An 18,278-nucleotide genomic window follows, 5' to 3' on the forward strand; every position below is an offset into this window, starting at 1 on the left:
GCCTCAATAGGCTAAAGTAGCGATTACTTGCTCTAGAGTCTTTCCGTTAGATGAATTCGTCCAGTGCGCTCGTTGATTGGTTATTAGACAGCCTCGAACTCAACACCAGCCTGTTCCATGTCGGCCGCTATTGCGGCGCGTGGCATGCCAGCACCCATGGGCTGGCCAGCGCGAGTTTCCACCTGATTGTGCAGGGCCAATGCTGGTTGCATATTGACGGCGAACCCCTTCCCCATCACCTGAATAATGGTGATGCGGTGTTTCTGCTGCGTGACCTCGAGTATCGGCTGTCTGGCGAGGCCACGGCCGCGGCAGCACAGGAATGCCCGCGCCGACCGATGCTGGCGCTGGACAGCAACGCCGACGATGGCGTCGGCCTGGTCTGCGGTTTTTTTCACTTCCATTCCGGTTTGTCGGCGATGATCGTCGACGGTTTGCCCGCCTGGATCATCCTGCGCGCTGGCGACCCATCGCTTACTGCTGCGCGTAATCTGTTCGAATTGATCCTGCAAGAGTGCGAGCGCGTCCCGGCGCCCTCCTCGGCATTGCTCGAGCGTTTGTGCCATTTATTGTTTCTATATGTGCTGCGTCAGCAAGTCATCGATAACAGCGAACTGGGCGGTCTGGCGGCACTGGGCCGACAACCGGCGTTCGCCGAGTTGCTCGAGCAATTGATCGCCCGACCGGCAGACCCATGGACCCTGGAAAGCATGGCAGCCTGCACCGGTTTGTCGCGCTCGGCATTTTTCAAGCGTTTCAGCGAGCTGTGCGGGCAATCGCCGGGGCAGGTGCTGTTGATGATGCGCATGCGCCATGCCTGCCGCCTGTTCAAAGAAGACATGACCGTGGCCGATGTGTCACTGGCAGTGGGTTATCAGTCGGTGGCAGCGTTTACTCGGGCGTTCTACAAGACCACCGGCCAGCAGCCTGGGGCTTATCGCAAAGGTCAATGGCGGAATTAGCAAACAGGGATGTCGGGGTGCTTACCTTCGGCTGTAAGAGATGGAGCTGTGTTGCGGGTTGATTCCACACAACGAGTCCATGACTCACAGGCATTGGCACTATGACTTCTACCTCGCTCGCTTACGCCCCGCAGCCTGGCAATCGCGCTAACACACACCACACAACAGGCCCTGCGCCAGGAGAGTCGATTTATAACACTCCGGATTTTTACGCCCCTGGTACTGGCCGAACTCGGACCAAATCCGAGACATTAATCGATGATGGCTACGTAAAAATCACCCAACAGGCTAAATGGGACATCTATACCCAACCCCCTAAAATCGAGCGCGTCACCCTGACACTCGAAACCGGTAATGCCGCCGACACGCTCCATATCGGCAATAACCCCGCCGGCGGGCTGCAGGTGCAGATCAATGGTAAGTCGTACCGTTTCGACGCCAAGGGTAAAAACGGTGAGCCCATTGAATTGCATATCAAAACCAATGGCGGTCGTGACGATCTGACCATCAGCCCAACAGTCGATAACCCCGTCACGTTTGAAGGCGGTGATGGGAATGACACCTTTATCGCCGGGGCAGGCAGGACCAGGGCGTTGGGCGGTGCAGGTGACGACAAGCTTTGGCTGGGTTCGGGAACAGGCTACGCCGAAGGCAATGACGGTGACGACCTGATCGTCGGCGGCACCGGCAATACGGTCATTTACGGTGGCAACGGCAAGGATCGCCTCTATGCCGGTATAGGGCCGGCTGGCAAGCAAAGCTATGTTGATGGCGGCAACGGCGACGACCACCTGTACGCCGGCAGCGGGCATACTGTGCTTCACGGCGGCAAGGGTAACGATGAGCTAATGGGGTCAGATCGTACGACTTTTTACACGGGTAAAGGCCGGGATCGGATCTGGAATAACCGACCTGGCGATCTTATTTATGCGAAAGCTGGAGACGCCTACGACCGGTCTCAGGGTTCGAAATTTGTCGAGGTAAAATCAAGCTTCGCGGGTAATGATGGTTTCAAAGTCAGTGGTCGCGCTGAATTCCAACAGCACGTTGATGACGACTTCGAATTCCTGCGCAGCTCGCCCAATGGGCAAAAGATACTCAGGGACATGGACAAGGAAGCGCTGAAAGCCGGGGGCAAGGTTGAGATCCAGGCGTCGAGCGATGGAAGCCACTACTTGTTTCGCAGCCGCGAACTGGGCCGAGTTCAGCGCGCCGGTGAGCGCAACATAAGTGCTGAGGACCCAAGATACGGCGTGATCGCCCACAACCGGCCCGGCTCACGTGCCGACGCGGGGGTGGTGTATTACGATCCGACTGTTTTAGGCGATGAGAGAGGCCTGCTGTTTATACCTCCAGTCGTTGGTTTAGTGCATGAAATCGGGCATGCCTACAATGGCGCGACTGGGACGAACCTACCCGGCCAAACCTCGGAGAGGTCGGCGTATGATCCTGCGTTTACACGCGCAGTCAAAAACGTTGAGTTTCAGGTCGTAGGTTTACCGGGCAGCACCGCACAGCCTTTTGACTTTGACAACGACCCCTCTACCCCGCCCACCACCATCAACCCCGAACACTTCACGGAAAACGGCATGCACCGTGAGATGGGCCGGCCTTTACGCAAGAGCTACCTGGTCTGACCCTTTACGTTCGAGCGTCACTTCGCACAAGCCAGGTGACGCTTGAAACCATCAAAGGGCGAGCGAAATATCCAGACGCAAGCTCTGCGCGATTGCCAGGAACGCTTGCGCCTCGATCGTCCACGTAAAGAGAAGCCCTGAAATTCTGTCAGGTTTCTACTCTGGTCATCGAAGGACATCACTATGCTCGTTCCCTACGCTTACGCCCCAACAACCCCGGGTCACCTTGTACCCCGCGTCGAGCCGGTCACACCCACACGCTCCCCCTATGACCCACCGTCTGACCTGGCGCCAGGCGCACGAGACGTTAGAACACATGAACTGCTCAAAAAGGGCGATGTGACCTTCAGCCGGGAAATCACCTGGAGCACGGCGTACCCTGATAAACCGAAGATTGTTGCCAATCGACTGCTGGTGGAAACCGGCAACGACGCCGACACCCTCCGCGTACGCAGTTGGCCAGGGGACAAATTGCAGTTCATCGTGAATGGCCAGTCGTATGTGGTGGATATCCCGCCACAACAAAGCTTGAACAACAGTCTGTTCATCAAAACAAATGGCGGTGATGACAGCGTTATCATCGATGATGACGTCAAGCATTACGTGTTCATTGAGGGTGGCGATGGCAACGACACACTCCAGGCCGGCGGAGGCGTTACCGGCCTTAGCGGGCAACGCGGTAACGACACCCTGCGGCTGGGCAGTAACTTTGGCTATGCAGAAGGTAACGAAGGAGATGACAGGCTCTACGGTGGTACCGGCAATAGCGTCCTAATCGGCGACGAGGGTGACGATGTTCTCGAGGCCGGGTTCAGCGATGCGCACAAATGGAGCAAGCTGGACGGTGGCGATGGCAACGACACACTCATGGCCGGTAGCGGAGACAATTATCTGCATGGCGGCAACGGTGATGACCGCTTGTGGGGCTATGACCGCACGCACTTTTTCACCGGCGAGGGTAACGACCGCATTTTGCATAACTCGAGCCAGGACAGCATTGTCGCCGGAGCCAATGATCAGTTCGACCGCACCCAAGGTTCAACTTTCACTGAGGTGAAGCCGGGTAAGGCTGACGAATAGAGTTGTTCGGCTAACCGCGGCTCCATTCGGTGACCTTGCAGCAAACGCCAGCAAGGTCGCCGCTCACCCAACAACTTTGCACCATCGTACCTAAAGCTCCTTCTCCCCAAGCCGATAGCCCTACGAAGCTCTAACAAAGCCGCGTCGATAATAACGCTTCGTAAGGACGATCCCATGCCCCCTCTGCGCTCCATCCAAACCCGCTACACCTTGTTTCTGGTGCTGTTCGTCCTGCTGATATTGGTGTTGACCGTCGTCGGTATCGGCCAGTTGGTGGCCCCCACGCTGCGCCATACCGAAGAACAGGTGGTGCTCAACCGCGTCGCCGAAGTGGCTGAGCGCATCCAGGGCGAACTGAACAAGGTTCAAGCCCAACAACGCAGCATCACCCAAACCATTCCCCTGCTCGACAGCGATGCCATCGACAAGGTGCTGCCCGGCCTGGTGGACCAGTATGGCGAGCTGAAAGTCTTCGGCGGCGGTATCTGGCCACTGCCCAACCAGCGCGCCCCAGGGCGCAACAAGTTCAGCACCTTCTGGCACCGTGATGCGTCGGGCAAACTGGCGGTCAACACGTTCTGGAACAGCGACGCTGCGCCCAACTACTACGACCAGAGCTGGTACAAAGGCGGCCTCGCCTCGCCGCGCGGCCAGTGCGCCTGGGCCGCCGCCTACAAGGACGACGCCAGCCAGGAGCCACGCACCAATTGTGCCATGGCCATTCAGCGCGATGGCGCAGCCTATGGCGTGGCCACCATTGACGTAACCCTGGGGTTCTTCAATGAGCTGGTGGCCAGCAAGGAAAAAGACATCGGCGGTCAGATGCTGATCGTTGAAGGCGACGGCAAGATCATCAGCAACAGTTCGCGCATCAGCGGCCCGGTGGTGTTGAAGAACATCAGCGAACTGGCCAGCACCTCGGCGTTTGCCGCCCAAGTGAGTAAAGCCCTGGCCCATCGTGACCAAGGGCTTGTGCGTAACGAGTTCGACAACCAAGGCGTGGCCAGCACCTTCTACCTGCGCCCGATCGAGGGCACGCCGTGGTTCCTCGCCACCGCCCTGCCGACCTCGTTGATCACCGCCCAACGCGATGACGTGCTCGGCAGCCTGGCCCTGATACAAATCCCCATGGTGTTGCTGCTGGTGCTGCTGGCCGCTTTTGCGATCCGCCAACTGGTGCAGCGCATGAAGTCGTTGAAGACCAATATCGATGCCTTGTCAGCCGGCGACGCCGATCTGACGCGGCGCATCACCATTCGCGCCGAAGACGAACTGGGCGCCATCGGCCATTCGGTCAACCACTTTATCGTCTACCTGCAGAACATGATTGGTGAAGTGACCCAGGCCACGGGCGCCATGTCGTCGAGCCTGGCGCAACTGCAGCAGACATCGGCCCACACCAACCAGATCCTGGTGCGCCACGCCTCGGAGACCGACCAGACCGTCACCGCCATCACGCAAATGAGCTCGACTGCCGACACCGTCGCGCAAAACGCGGCGGAAACCGCCTCGTTCACCCAGCGCGCCAACGAGCATGCCGACCGCTCCCGCGTGGTGGTGGGCGAAGCGTCCACCAGTGTCAGCGCCTTGATCGGCGAAGTCGCCAGCGCCACCCACACCGTGGAGGCCATGCGCCAGGACGCGGCACGCATCACCGAAACCCTCGGTGTGATCGGCGCGATTGCCGGCCAGACCAACCTGCTGGCGCTTAACGCAGCCATTGAAGCAGCGCGGGCTGGCGAGCAAGGCCGTGGTTTTGCGGTGGTGGCCGATGAAGTACGGGCGCTGGCGGCACGCACCCAGGCCAGCACCTCGCAGATCAACGAAATGCTCGCACGCCTGACCACCGGCGTGAGTTCGTCGGTGGCGGCCATGGAAAACACCCAGGCCAGTTGCCAGTCGGCGGCGGATGCCACGGCGCGGGTGAACACCGGGCTGGATGAGATGGCCGGTTCCGTCAGCCATATCAATAACCTCAGCACCCAGATCGCCACGGCGGCCGAGCAGCAAAGCGCAGTGACCGAGGAGATCAACCGCAGCATGGTGCAGATCCGACAGATGGTCGATGAGTTGGTAGAAAGTGGCCACGCCACCCAAACCAACACTCAGAGCCTGTTGGATGCCAATGGCCGGGTCATTGCATTGATGGGCCGCTTCAAGGTGCGCTGATAAAAGACTGAGACACTCCCGTGCAATGCGCGGGAGTGGGACTATTCTGACAGCTCTCAGGACAAACTCTCGCCACACAGGAGGTGTGTCATGCATGCAGCTGAGCATTCGGCCCGCTTGGAGCGGATCAGTCAGGAACGCTTTATCCAGGCGCCAATCGAGGTCATCTACGACTATGTGACCCAGCCGGATCGCTGGCACGAGTGGCACCCCACCTCCCTGAGTGCCGACACCGGCACCACCGGCTCACTGCCGGCCGGCACGCGCTTTACCGAAATCATCGACCTGCTGGGCGTGCGCGTCCCCATGAGCTATCGCGTACAAATCGCCCGCCGCCCCAGTGAATTCAAGACCGTGTTCACCTCCCTCGCGGTAGACGGTTCGATTCACTACTTCCTACAACCCCACCGTGGCGGCACGCTGTTCAAACGGGTGCTCACCTACGAGACCGAATTGCAATTGGCCACCTTGCACGCGCGCATGATCGACCTGTCGACCATTGCGCTGGACCAACTCAAGCACCGCCTTGAAAACGCGGCTTTCGTATAATTTAGAAACATTACTGGCACCCCGCTCACCCTGTGGGAGCTGGCTTGCCTGCGATGACGTCGTCATGATCGCCGCAAAATCCCGACGCCGTCCTCTTGCCCACGAGCCCCACATGAAAAACCCCCTGCGACTGGCCCTACTTTGCGCCCTGTTCACCACCACACTGGCCCAGGCGGCCGACCTGATCCCAATCGACGTGCACCGCGACGCCAACTGCGGTTGCTGCAAAAAATGGATCAGTCACCTTGAAACCAACGGTTTCAAGGTTAATGACCATGTCGAAGCCGATATGAGCGCCGTCAAGCAGCGCCTGGGCGTAGCGCCGCGCCTGGGCTCGTGCCATACCGCCGTGATCGACGGCAAGTTCGTCGAAGGCCATGTGCCCGCCGAGCAGGTGCTGGCACTGCGCAAACGTGATGATCTGCTAGGCATTGCCGCGCCCGGCATGCCCATGGGCTCGCCCGGTATGGAAATGGGTGACCGCCGCGAGACCTACCAGGTCATCGGCCTGACGCGCGACGGTCAGGATGTGGTGGTGGCTGACTACCCGGCCCACTGATTAATGCTCGCCGGTTACCTGGGGCTGTTTTTTGCCGCCTTTGGCGCAGCAACCTTGTTACCACTGCAATCGGAAGCCGTGTTGGTTGGCTTATTGCTCAGCGGCCACTATGGCCTGTGGCTGCTGCTGGGTATTGCGACGGTGGGCAATGTCCTGGGGTCGGTGGTCAATTGGTGGCTGGGCCGCTGGGTTGAACACTTCAAGGATCGCCGCTGGTTTCCGGTCAGCGCAAAGCAGCTCGACAAGGCCAGTCGCCATTACGAACGCTGGGGGCACTGGACGTTATTGCTCAGTTGGGTGCCGATCATCGGTGACCCGCTGACCTTGGTCGCTGGGGTAATGCGCGAACCGCTGTGGCGGTTTTTGCTGTTGGTCACGCTGGCCAAGAGCCTGCGTTATAGCGTGCTGGCGGCGCTGACCCTGCACTGGGTGTTAATCCCCACTTAATCCCCTCGCAACAGCATCCGGGCATTCCTTCCGGAGCCCTGTTCATGTCGCTAATCCGCGCCTTTTGCATCACCGGCCTGCTCACGGCGAGCGCCGCTCCCGCCCTCGCCGCTGCCCCCCTTGCCACTGCCTATGGCCCCGAGCTGCAAGGCTTTCAATACCCTTACCCGGTCGAACATTTCAGTTTCCAGTCCCAAGGCAAAACCCTGCAAATGGGTTATATGGACGTGCCCGCCAAGGGCCGTGCCAATGGCCGCAGCGTGGTGTTGATGCACGGCAAGAACTTTTGCGGCGCCACTTGGGAAGATTCGATCAAGGCCTTGAGCGAAGCGGGTTACCGTGTGATCGCGCCGGACCAGATCGGGTTTTGCACCTCCAGCAAACCGGACCACTACCAGTACAGCTTCCAGCAACTGGCGATCAACACCCACCAACTGTTGGAGAAACTCGGCATTCAGAAGGCCACCCTCATCGGCCATTCCACCGGCGGCATGCTCGCCACCCGTTATGCACTGCTGTATCCGCAACAAACCGAGCAGTTGGCAATGGTCAATCCCATCGGCCTGGAAGACTGGAAAGCCTTGGGCGTACCGTATCGCAGCGTCGACCAGTGGTATGAGCGCGAGTTGAAACTCAGCGCCGACGGCATTCGCCAGTATGAACTCAACACTTACTACGTCGGGCGCTGGAAGCCGGAATACGAACGTTGGGTCGACATGCTTGCCGGCCTCAATAATGGCCCGGGCCATACCCAGGTCGCATGGAACTCGGCGCTGATTTACGACATGATCTTCACCCAGCCGGTGTACTACGAGTTCAAGGATTTGCAGATGCCCACGCTGCTGTTGATCGGCACGTCCGACACCACCGCCATTGGCAGCGATATCGCGCCGCCGGCGGTCAAGGCCAGGCTCGGTCACTACGACGTGCTGGGCAAGCAGGTGGCCAAGCTGATCCCCCATGCGACCCTGGTGGAGTTCCCGGGCCTGGGCCACGCACCGCAGATGGAAGAACCGGCGCAGTTTCATAAGGCACTGTTACAGGGGTTAAACACCCTTTAATTCAACCTTTTTCGAGGCACTCCTGAATGTCGGTACAGATCGCAGTCATTGATGATTGGCAGAATGTGGCCAGTGGTGTGGTGGATTGGTCGGCATTGGCGGCGGTGGGCCAGGTGCATTTTCTGCACGATTACCCCGCCGATACCGCCACGATGGTTGAACGTTTGCAGGGGTTCGACGTGATTTGCCTGATGCGCGAGCGCTCGACCTTCGATCAGGCCCTGTTACAAGGCCTGCCCAAGCTGAAACTGCTGGTGACCGGCGGCATGCGCAACGCGGCTATCGACATAGCCGCCGCTAAAGCCCTGGGCATCCAGGTGTGCGGCACCGACAGCTACAAGCAGGCGGCGCCGGAGTTAACCTGGGCGCTGATCATGGCCTCGACCCGCAACCTGCTGGCCGAAGCCAACTCACTGCGCGCCGGCGGTTGGCAGGTCGGGCTGGGTGGCGATCTGTATGGCAAAACCCTGGGGGTTCTCGGACTGGGCAGCATCGGCCAGAAGGTTGCGCAGTTTGGCCAGGCATTTGGCATGCGCGTGATTGCCTGGAGCGAGAACCTTACGCCGGAGCGGGCCGCAGAGGCGGGTGTGAGCTGGGTCAGCAAGCGTGAGTTGTTCGAACAGGCGGATATTCTGAGCGTGCATCTGGTACTCAGTGAGCGCAGTCGCGGCCTGGTGGATACGCAGGCGCTGGGTTGGATGAAACCGAGTGCGCGCCTGGTCAATACCTCACGTGGGCCGATTGTGAATGAGCAGGCGCTGATCGAGGCGTTATCGGCCGGGCGACTGGCGGGGGCCGCATTGGATGTGTATAGCGAAGAGCCACTACCGGCTGATCATCCCTTCCGGCGCTTGCCGAATGTGTTGGCCACACCCCACGTCGGGTATGTGAGTGAACAGAATTATCGGCAGTTTTATCAGCAGATGATCGAGGACATTCAGGCCTGGGCCAGCGGGACGCCGATTCGCAGCCTATAAGCGGTATCGCAAGCAAGCTTGTCTTGCCATGCAGGCTTGTTGTGGCATGCAAGCTTGTTGTGGCATGCAGGCTTGTTGTGGCATGCAAGCTTGTTGTGGCATGCAGGCTTGTTGTGGCGAGCAGGCTTGCCCTGCGTTGGGCTGCGCAGCAGCCCCATAATGAGCACACCCCGTCTATCTGATGCACCGATTGAGCAATTTGGGAGCGCTGCGCGCTCCAACGCAGGGCAAGCCTGCTCGCCACAACAAGCCTGCTGGCCACAACAGCTCTTTTCACTTCAATTACCCGCCGTTCTCCCAGAATCACCGCAAGTTCCGAACGGTGCATATCGTTACAAGTTTTTTGTCCTACAAAAACCCCCTAGAAACCGTACAGTCTCTGGGATCTGTCCTAGACTGATGACCGATGGGTCCGTTTCAAAACAAAAACCCCGCAAAAAATCGAAACTTTACAACTCTGCCGCAGGTCAAGTTTTTAAGGGAGACGAGCGCAGGCGCTTCAGCCGAACGCCCGTCCATCCACTCTTTTTTCGCAATGGGTGCAACTGGCATACGCCTTGCCAGCTTGTACTGTGCTTGTGCGCCTGGCCGCAGGATGTGGCCAATCGGAGCCGATGGCAGCGGGCCATCAGCCGACCAAACATGTAGGAGAGAACTATGATCAGTGCTGCAGTCGATACTCAGGGAGAGCGTTTTAGTCAGCCGGCAGGGGGACCGACTTCGTTGGCCGACCTGCCCAACACTGTGCGGCCGATCGTGAGTCAGAACCCTAATCGTAAGAAAGTCCTGTTTGTGACGTCCGAATTCGCCGACCTGGTGAAAACCGGCGGCCTGGGCGACGTCTCCGCTGCCCTGCCCCGCGCCATGGCGCACCTGCATGATGTGCGCGTGTTGATCCCGGGCTATCCGCAGGTAATGGAAAGTGACAACCCGATCCATATCATTGGCGAGCTGGGCGGGCACGCAGCGCTGCCGCCGTGCAAGATCGGGCGCATGGACCTCAAGGATGGCCTGGTCATCTATGTGCTGATCTGCCCCGAGCTCTACGAGCGTGAAGGCACGCCCTACGGCGCCAACAATGGCCGCGACTGGCCGGACAACCATATCCGTTTCGCTCGCCTGGGCCTGGCCGCCGCCGACATGGCCGCCAACCTGGCGCAGATCCACTGGTGCCCGGACCTGGTGCACGCCCATGACTGGCCGGCTGGCCTGGCGCCGGCTTATATGCACTGGCGTGGGTCGCGCACCCCCACGCTGTTCACCATTCATAACCTCGCCTACCAGGGGGTGGTCAGCCTGGCGTCGACCCCGGAATTGGGCATTCCACCCCATGCCCTGCAACAGGAAGGCATGGAGTTCTACGGCAAGATGTCGTTCCTCAAGGCGGGCATGGCGTATTCCAGCCATATCACCACCGTGAGTGCGACCTACGCCCAGGAAATCACCACCCCGGAATTCGGCTGTGGCCTCGACGGCTTCCTCGCCAGCAAGACCCAGCAAGGCCTGCTCAGCGGGATTCCCAATGGCATCGACGAGAGCTGGGAAACCTCCACCGACACGCATCTGACCCATAACTTCAATATTGGCGACTGGGAAGGCAAGGCGGTGAACGCCGCCCATGTGCGCGAACTGTTCGGCCTGCACGAGTCCAGCGGCCCGCTGTTCGCGGTGGTATCACGGCTGGTGTACCAAAAAGGCCTGGACCTGACCGAAGCGGTCAGCAGCTTTATTGTCGAGAACGGTGGCCAGATCGCCATCATCGGCCGTGGCGAGCCGGAGGAAGAACACGCCATGCGCGAACTCGCCCTGCGCTTTCCTGGCCAGGTCGGGGTGCGCATCGGCTTCAACGAAACCGATGCACGGCGCATGTTCGCCGGCAGCGATTTCCTGCTGATGCCCTCGCGCTATGAGCCGTGTGGCTTGAGCCAGATGTACGCCCAGCGTTTCGGCTCGCTGCCGGTGGCGCGCAATACCGGCGGCTTGGCGGACACCATCGAAAATGGCGTCACCGGCTTCCTGTTCAATGAGTCCACTGTCGAGAGCTATAAAGAAGCACTGAGCCGCGCGTTCAGGGTGTTTGCCAATAAAGGCCTGCTTAACGCCATGCGCAGCCGCTCCATGACCCAACCGTTCAACTGGTGCCAGGCGGTGGAACCCTACGCCGAGCTTTACGAGCAACTGGTGGCCAAGGCCCTGGGGAAACCCACGAAGTAATTTTTTGGTTGTTGTTTCAAAAAAGGGAGGTCTTCATAGATGCCGTCACGGACTCTGGAAACCTGGCCCCACGGCGCAATCATGCTGGACGCGCAACACACGCGTTTTGCCTTGTGGGCGCCAGACGCGTTTTATGTCAGCGTTGAATTGCAAGACGGCAAGTCCATCGCCATGCTGCCCCAGGCAGATGGCTGGTTCGAGGTAGAAACCGAGTGCCCGGCGGGCACTTGTTACCGCTACAACATTGATGGCGAACAGGACGTGCCGGACCCGGCATCCCGGGCCCAGGCACTCGACGTGCACGGCTGGAGCGTGGTCGTCGACCCCCTCGCCTACGAATGGCGACACAGCCAGTGGCAAGGGCGCCCTTGGCATGAGGCGGTGATCTACGAACTGCATGTGGGCGCACTGGGTGGCTATGCCGGCGTGCAAAAGCACCTGCCACGCCTGGCCGAACTGGGCGTGACCGCCATTGAACTGATGCCGCTGGCGCAATTTCCCGGCGAGCGCAATTGGGGCTACGACGGGGTTCTGCCCTACGCCCCGCAAGCCTCCTATGGCTCCCCCGAACAACTCAAGGCCCTGATCGACAGTGCCCACGAACACGGTTTGGCGGTGATCCTGGATGTGGTCTACAACCACTTCGGCCCCGATGGCAATTACCTGGGCCAGTACGCCCAAGGCTTCTTTGAAGAAGACGTGCACACGCCGTGGGGCGCCGGGATTGATTTTGATCGCTGTGAGGTGCGCGACTTTTTCCTCGACAACGCACTGATGTGGTTGCTCGAGTACCGCTTCGACGGCCTGCGCCTGGACGCGGTCCACGCCATCGACAACCCCGGTTTCCTCAAGGAACTTGCGCAACGGGTACGTCAGCAGGTGGACACCGGCCGGCACGTGTGGCTGGTGCTGGAAAACGAACTCAACCAGGCCCGCCTGCTCAAGCACGACTTTGATGCGCAGTGGAATGACGACTTCCATAACGTACTGCACGTACTGCTCACGGGCGAAACGGATGCGTATTACAGCGACTTCGCACAAGACCCCACCGAGAAGCTCGCGCGCTGCCTGGGCGAAGGTTTTATCTACCAAGGCCACACCACCCGTCACGGCCATGCGCGCGGCGAACCCAGTGGTGATCTGCCACCCAGCGCCTTCGTGGCGTTTTTGCAAAACCACGACCAGGTCGGCAACCGCGCCTTGGGCGAGCGCCTGCACCAACTGTGCTCGCCCCAGGCGTTGAAGGCGGCCACCACCTTACTGCTGATGTCGCCGATGATTCCGCTGATGTTTATGGGCGATGAAGTCAACGCCGAGCAGCCGTTCCTGTTTTTCACCGATCATCACGGTGAGCTGGCCGAAGCCGTGCGCGAAGGCCGACGCAACGAATTTGCCGATTTCGCCGCGTTTAAAGACCCTGAGCGGCGCGAACAGATCCCCGACCCGAATGCGCTGCCGACTTTCCTACAGTCGGCGCCCCGCTTCACCGAGAACGAACACGCGCAGCTTTACCGTCAGTTGCTGAGCCTGCGCCATCGGCACATCGTGCCGCACTTGCCCGGCAGCGTGGCCCTGGGCGCGCAGGTACTGGCCGACGGCGCCGTCACCGCGCGCTGGCGCCTGGGCAACGGCAGCCTGTTGCAGATTGACCTGAACCTGGGTGCCACGCCGCTGGATCACCCGGCGCCGCCGCACCTGCTATTCGAGACGTCTGCCCATGAAGGCGCGCAACTGGCGCCGTTCAGCGCACGCGTCGCCTTATCCCCTGTTGGAGATCACCCTTGAGCGAAGCGAACCTGGAAATACTCGCCAGCCGCGCGGGCCTGGCCGTCGATTGGATCGACGCAAACGGCCGCCCGCAACATGTCGAACCCGCCGCCTTGCGTGCCGTCCTCAAAGGCCTGGGCCACCCGGCCGATACTGACGCCGAGATCAATGCCAGCCTGCTCGAAATGGAACGGGTGCAACAAGACAAGCACCTGCCACCGCTGATGACCGTGGACACCGGCGTGGGTCTGGACCTCGCGCATTACTTCGCCCCGGACACACCGTGCCGCGTCAGCCTGGAACAGGGCGAAACCCTGGAATTGCGCCTGGACGGCAATGCCGAACTGCCCGGCGTAATCGCGCTGGGTTATCACCAGGTGCATATCGACGACCAAACCTTCACCCTGGCCGTGGCCCCTACCCATTGCTACAGCGTCGCTGAAGCGGTCGACAGCCAACCGGCCCGCGCCTGGGGCCTGAGTGCGCAGCTGTATGCACTGCGCCGCCTGGGTGACGGCGGCTTCGGTGACACCCTGGCATTGGAGCACCTGGCCCGCAGCGCCGCCGAACGCGGCGCCGATGCCTTGGCCATCAGCCCGATGCATGCGATGTTCAGCGCCGACACCGAGCGCTACAGCCCCTACTCACCTTCCAGCCGCCTGTTCCTCAACAGCCTGTATGCCTCGCCCGCCTGCATCCTTGGCGAGCGCGAAGTGCGCAACGCCATCGAGGCACTGGACCTTACGGATGAGCTGCACGCCCTGGAACAGCTCACCTTGATCGACTGGCCCACCGCCGCCCGCGCCAAGCAGCGCCTGTTGCGTGCCTTGTATGAAGATTTCCGCCACGGCCAGCACCCGCAACACGCCGACTTCCTGAGCTTTCGCCAGGCCGGCGGCGAAGCCCTGGAGAACCACTGTCGCTTTGAAGCCGTGCAAGCCTTGCGTGCCGCCGCCGGTGAAGACCTCGACTGGCGCCACTGGCCCGAAGCATGGCGCTCGCCTCAGAGCCCGGCGCTGACGCAATTTGCCGCCGACCATACGAATGAGATCGGCTATTTTGCCTTCTGCCAATGGCTGATCGCACGCAGCCTGGAGCGCGCGCAACAAGCCGCGCGTGGCAGCGGCATGGGCATCGGCCTGATCGCAGACCTGGCGGTCGGTGCCGATGGCGGCGGCAGCCAGGCGTGGAGCCGGCAGGACGAGCTACTCGCCAACCTTACCGTCGGCGCGCCACCGGACATTCTCAACCGCGCGGGTCAAGGCTGGGGCATCTCGGCGTTTTCCCCCGAAGGCCTCAAGCGAAATGGTTTTCGCGCCTTTATCGAGATGCTGCGGGCCAACTTCGCCCACGCCGGCGGCCTGCGCATTGACCATGTGATGGGCCTGCAACGCCTGTGGGTCATCCCCATGGACGCTACGCCGCGCGAAGGCGCGTATTTGTACTACCCGGTGGATGACCTGCTGCGCCTGCTGGCGCTGGAATCCCACCGCCACCAGGCCATCGTGCTCGGTGAAGACCTGGGCACCGTGCCCGATGGCCTGCGCGAAAAACTCAGCGGCCGCTCGATCCTGGGCATGCGCGTCTTACTCTTTGAACAAAACCACGACGGCCACTTCAAGCCGATCCTCGACTGGCCGGACAACGCCCTGGCTACCACCAGCACCCACGACTTGCCAACCCTCAACGGCTGGTGGCACAGCCGCGATATCGAATGGAATATCCAGCTGGGCCTGATCGATGCGCCCACCGTGGAGCAATGGAGCGAGCACCGCCTGCGCGAACGCCAGGCGCTGCGCCAGGCCTTGAGCCAGGACCCGCAGAACTTCGTCGATGAAATCCGCAATGACACCGACCATATGCTCGACGCCAGCGTGCGCTACCTGGGCCACACCCGCGCGCCGTTGGTGCTGTTGCCGCTGGAAGACGCGCTGGGCATCGAGGAACAAGCCAACCTGCCCGGCACCACCGACACCCACCCCAATTGGCGCCGCCGCCTGCCGGGTGAGGCCGCCAGCCTGCTCGACAACGACAGCGCCGCCCGCCGCCTAGAGCTGCTGGCCGTGGCGCGCAACCAGGCCCATGAGCGTGACCGATGAACGCATTACCCCTGCGCGCGACCCAGCGCCTGCAATTTCACAAAGGCTTCACCCTGGATGATGCCGTGCCCCTGGTGCCCTACTTCGCCCAACTGGGCATCAGCCACCTGTATGCCTCGCCGCTGCTGGCCGCCCGCGCCGGTTCCATGCACGGCTACGATGTGGTTGACCCGACCCGCGTCAACCCCGAGCTTGGCGGCGAGCCGGCCTTGCACAGGCTGGTTGCGGCACTGCGTGAGCATGGGATGGGGCTGATCCTCGATATTGTCTCCAACCATATGGCCGTCGGCGGTGCAGACAACCCGTGGTGGCTGGACCTCTTGGAATGGGGCCGCCTGAGTCCCTACAGTGAGTTTTTCGATATCCAGTGGCACTCGCCGGACCCGCTGCTCAAGGGTCAGTTACTGATGCCGTTTCTGGGCAGCGACTACGGTGAAGCGCTGCAAAGCGGCAACCTGGCGCTCAAGTTCGATGCCGTGCAGGGCGGTTTTTACGTCGAGCATTACGAGCACCGCTTCCCGATTTGCCCGCGTGACTACGCCATGATTCTGGGCGGCGATGAATTGTTGAAGCCCCTGGCCGAGCGTTTCAGCGCCCTTGCCTACCAGGATGACGCCTACACCGAAGCCGGCTGGCTCAAACACGTGCTGGCCGAACGGGCCACCGAAGCCTCGGTGCTGCACGCCATCGAACGCCGGCTGGCCGAATTTGACGGGCGCCAGCCGGACGGCTTCAATCACTTGCACGCCTTGCTGGAACAACAGGTTTATCGGCTGGCCAGTTGGCGCACCGCAGCGGACGATATCAACTGGCGGCGCTTCTTCGACGTCAACGAACTCGGCGGCCTGCGCGTAGAACGCAGCGCCGTGTTCGAAGCCACCCACGGCAAGATTTTCGAACTGATCAGCCAAGGGCTGGTGGACGGCTTGCGCATCGACCATATCGACGGGTTGGCTGACCCACGCGGGTATTGCCGCAAGTTGCGCAGGCGCGTGGATTCCCTTTCGCCCAACCGGCATTTGCCGATCTTCGTAGAAAAAATCCTCGGTGAAGGCGAAACCCTGCGCGAAGACTGGCAGGTAGACGGCACCACCGGCTATGAATTCATGAACCAGCTGTCGCTGTTGCAACACGACCCGACGGGCTTTGCGCCGTTGGCGGAGCTGTGGACGCGCCACAGTGAACGGCCTGCTGCCTTTATCGAAGAAGCCTGGCTGGCCCGCCAGCAGATTCTCAACGGTTCCCTGGCCGGTGACTTCGAGAGTGTGGCCCAGGCCCTGCTGCAAGTGGCCCGCGACGACGTGATGACCCGCGACCTGACCCTGGGCGCAATCCGCCGTGCCTTGCAGGAGCTGATCGTGCACTTCCCGGTGTACCGCACTTATATCAGTGCCCGTGGGCGCAGTGCGCACGATGATGTGTTTTTCCTGCAAGCCTTGGCCGGTGCTCGCAGCACCTTGGGCGAAGGCGACTGGCCGGTGCTCGACCACCTGAAAAAATGGCTGGGCGGCCAGCCGTGGCGCAACCGCCCGGTCGGGCGTGAACGCAAGATGCTCAAGCATGCCTGCGTGCGCTTCCAGCAGCTCACGTCGCCGGCGGCGGCCAAGGCCGTGGAAGACACCGCCTTCTACCGCTCGGCGGTGCTGCTGTCGCGTAACGATGTGGGCTTCAGCACCGAACAGTTCAGTGCACCGCTGGCGGATTTTCACGCGACTAACCAGCAGCGTTTGCAGACCTTCCCCGACAACCTGCTGGCCACCGCCACTCACGACCACAAGCGCGGCGAAGACACGCGAGCGCGCCTGGCGGTACTGAGTGAATGCGCACCGTGGTACGTCGAACAAGTCGAGCATTGGCGCCGCCTCGCCGCACCGTTGCGCGACGATGCACACAGCCCGTCGGCGGGCGATGAACTGATCCTTTACCAAGTGCTGCTCGGCAGTTGGCCGCTGGATAGCAACCCGGACATGCAGGGTTACCAGCAACGCCTGTGGCAATGGCAGCAAAAAGCCCTGCGCGAAGCCAAGTTGCAAAGCAGTTGGAGCGCGCCCAACGAAGCCTATGAACAGGCGGTCGATGCCTTCCTGTCACGCCTGTTGCTCAGCGATGCCGGCACCCCGTTACGCAAGGCCATCGGCAGCGCCGCCCAGGCCATCGCCCCGGCGGGCGCACTGAACGGCCTGGCGCAATCCTTGCTTCGTATCACCGTGCCGGGTGTACCGGATTTGTACCACGGCGATGAGTTCTGGGACTTCAGCCTGGTAGACCCGGACAACCGCCGCCCGGTGGACTTCAACGCACGGCAGCAGGCGTTGAACACACCGCCGGACGTCGGCGAGCTGTTGTCCCATTGGCGCGACGGGCGTATCAAACAGGCGCTGATTGCCCAGGTGCTGGCCGTGCGCAAGGCCAACGCCGAACGCTTCCAACGCGGCAGCTACACGCCGCTGGAAGTGGTAGGCAAACACGCCGATCACGTCGTCGCATTTTGCCGCACGTATCAAGGCAAACACCTGCTGGTGGTGGTGCCACGCTGGCCCCATCGCCTGCTGGAAAACGGTGAACAACCCCATATCAATGCGCAGGTTTGGGGCGATACGCGGGTGAAATTACCGTTCGCCACCACAACACAAAACTGGAAGGGACTTTTTCATACAGGCGCAGTCACACCAAACAAGGAGCTGTTGATCAGCGCTGCCCTGGGGGATTTCCCGGTCAATGTCTTTATCAATCCCGATGATCAAGAAAGCTGAAAAT

At 61.0% G+C, this 18,278-nt stretch carries 13 protein-coding genes; all 13 read left to right on the forward strand.

All coding sequences use genetic code 11. From position 1 onward, the window contains the following. Positions 1 to 50: 50 nt before the first annotated feature. The 13 genes from ACQY47_RS00825 (at position 51) to ACQY47_RS00885 (ending at position 18,274) form a co-directional block, all read left to right on the forward strand. Complete coding sequence (locus tag ACQY47_RS00825) at positions 51 to 962, forward strand: AraC family transcriptional regulator (RefSeq protein ID WP_099549675.1); 912 nt, start codon at positions 51 to 53, stop codon at positions 960 to 962. 101 nt (positions 963 to 1,063) lie between these two features. After that, positions 1,064 to 2,599 carry a M91 family zinc metallopeptidase gene (locus ACQY47_RS00830; RefSeq protein WP_428554716.1) on the forward strand — a complete coding sequence of 512 codons (1,536 nt, stop codon included), beginning with the start codon at positions 1,064 to 1,066 and terminating at the stop codon, positions 2,597 to 2,599. Between the two features lie 183 nt (positions 2,600 to 2,782). Then, positions 2,783 to 3,679 carry a calcium-binding protein gene (locus ACQY47_RS00835; protein ID WP_428554719.1) on the forward strand — a complete coding sequence of 299 codons (897 nt, stop codon included), beginning with the start codon at positions 2,783 to 2,785 and terminating at the stop codon, positions 3,677 to 3,679. Between the two features lie 174 nt (positions 3,680 to 3,853). After that, the gene (locus ACQY47_RS00840; protein WP_017138907.1) at positions 3,854 to 5,848 is read left to right on the forward strand and encodes a methyl-accepting chemotaxis protein; all 1,995 of its coding nucleotides are present in this window, start codon (positions 3,854 to 3,856) and stop codon (positions 5,846 to 5,848) included. Positions 5,849 to 5,938: 90 nt separating this feature from the next. Then, positions 5,939 to 6,397 (forward strand): SRPBCC family protein, encoded by a 459-nt coding sequence (locus ACQY47_RS00845; RefSeq protein WP_017138908.1) that lies wholly within the window; start codon positions 5,939 to 5,941, stop codon positions 6,395 to 6,397. 112 nt (positions 6,398 to 6,509) lie between these two features. Next, entirely contained in the window at positions 6,510 to 6,956 is a 447-nt protein-coding gene (locus ACQY47_RS00850; protein ID WP_428554722.1) for a DUF411 domain-containing protein, read from the forward strand. Positions 6,957 to 6,959: 3 nt separating this feature from the next. Then, the gene (locus ACQY47_RS00855) at positions 6,960 to 7,403 is read left to right on the forward strand and encodes a YqaA family protein (protein ID WP_428554725.1); all 444 of its coding nucleotides are present in this window, start codon (positions 6,960 to 6,962) and stop codon (positions 7,401 to 7,403) included. Between the two features lie 44 nt (positions 7,404 to 7,447). Continuing rightward, positions 7,448 to 8,464: an alpha/beta fold hydrolase gene (locus ACQY47_RS00860; protein WP_428554728.1), complete on the forward strand. Its 1,017-nt coding sequence runs from the start codon at positions 7,448 to 7,450 to the stop codon at positions 8,462 to 8,464. Positions 8,465 to 8,490: 26 nt separating this feature from the next. Continuing rightward, positions 8,491 to 9,441, forward strand: coding sequence for a D-2-hydroxyacid dehydrogenase family protein (locus tag ACQY47_RS00865; protein ID WP_428554731.1), 951 nt, complete (start codon positions 8,491 to 8,493; stop codon positions 9,439 to 9,441). 657 nt (positions 9,442 to 10,098) lie between these two features. Further along, a complete protein-coding gene (gene glgA / locus ACQY47_RS00870) occupies positions 10,099 to 11,655 on the forward strand; it encodes a glycogen synthase GlgA (RefSeq protein WP_169986213.1) in 1,557 nt (518 codons plus the stop codon). A gap of 39 nt (positions 11,656 to 11,694) precedes the next feature. Beyond that, entirely contained in the window at positions 11,695 to 13,440 is a 1,746-nt protein-coding gene (treZ, locus tag ACQY47_RS00875; protein ID WP_428554735.1) for a malto-oligosyltrehalose trehalohydrolase, read from the forward strand. Then, positions 13,437 to 15,521 carry a 4-alpha-glucanotransferase gene (gene malQ, locus ACQY47_RS00880; protein WP_099549667.1) on the forward strand — a complete coding sequence of 695 codons (2,085 nt, stop codon included), beginning with the start codon at positions 13,437 to 13,439 and terminating at the stop codon, positions 15,519 to 15,521. The genes treZ and malQ overlap by 4 nt, the downstream gene beginning before the upstream one ends. Further along, positions 15,518 to 18,274: a malto-oligosyltrehalose synthase gene (locus ACQY47_RS00885; RefSeq protein ID WP_428554739.1), complete on the forward strand. Its 2,757-nt coding sequence runs from the start codon at positions 15,518 to 15,520 to the stop codon at positions 18,272 to 18,274. The genes malQ and ACQY47_RS00885 overlap by 4 nt, the downstream gene beginning before the upstream one ends. Positions 18,275 to 18,278 lie beyond the last annotated feature (4 nt).

It is taken from the genome of Pseudomonas edaphica, assembly GCF_965277385.1.
Classification (GTDB): Bacteria; Pseudomonadota; Gammaproteobacteria; order Pseudomonadales; family Pseudomonadaceae; genus Aquipseudomonas; species Aquipseudomonas edaphica.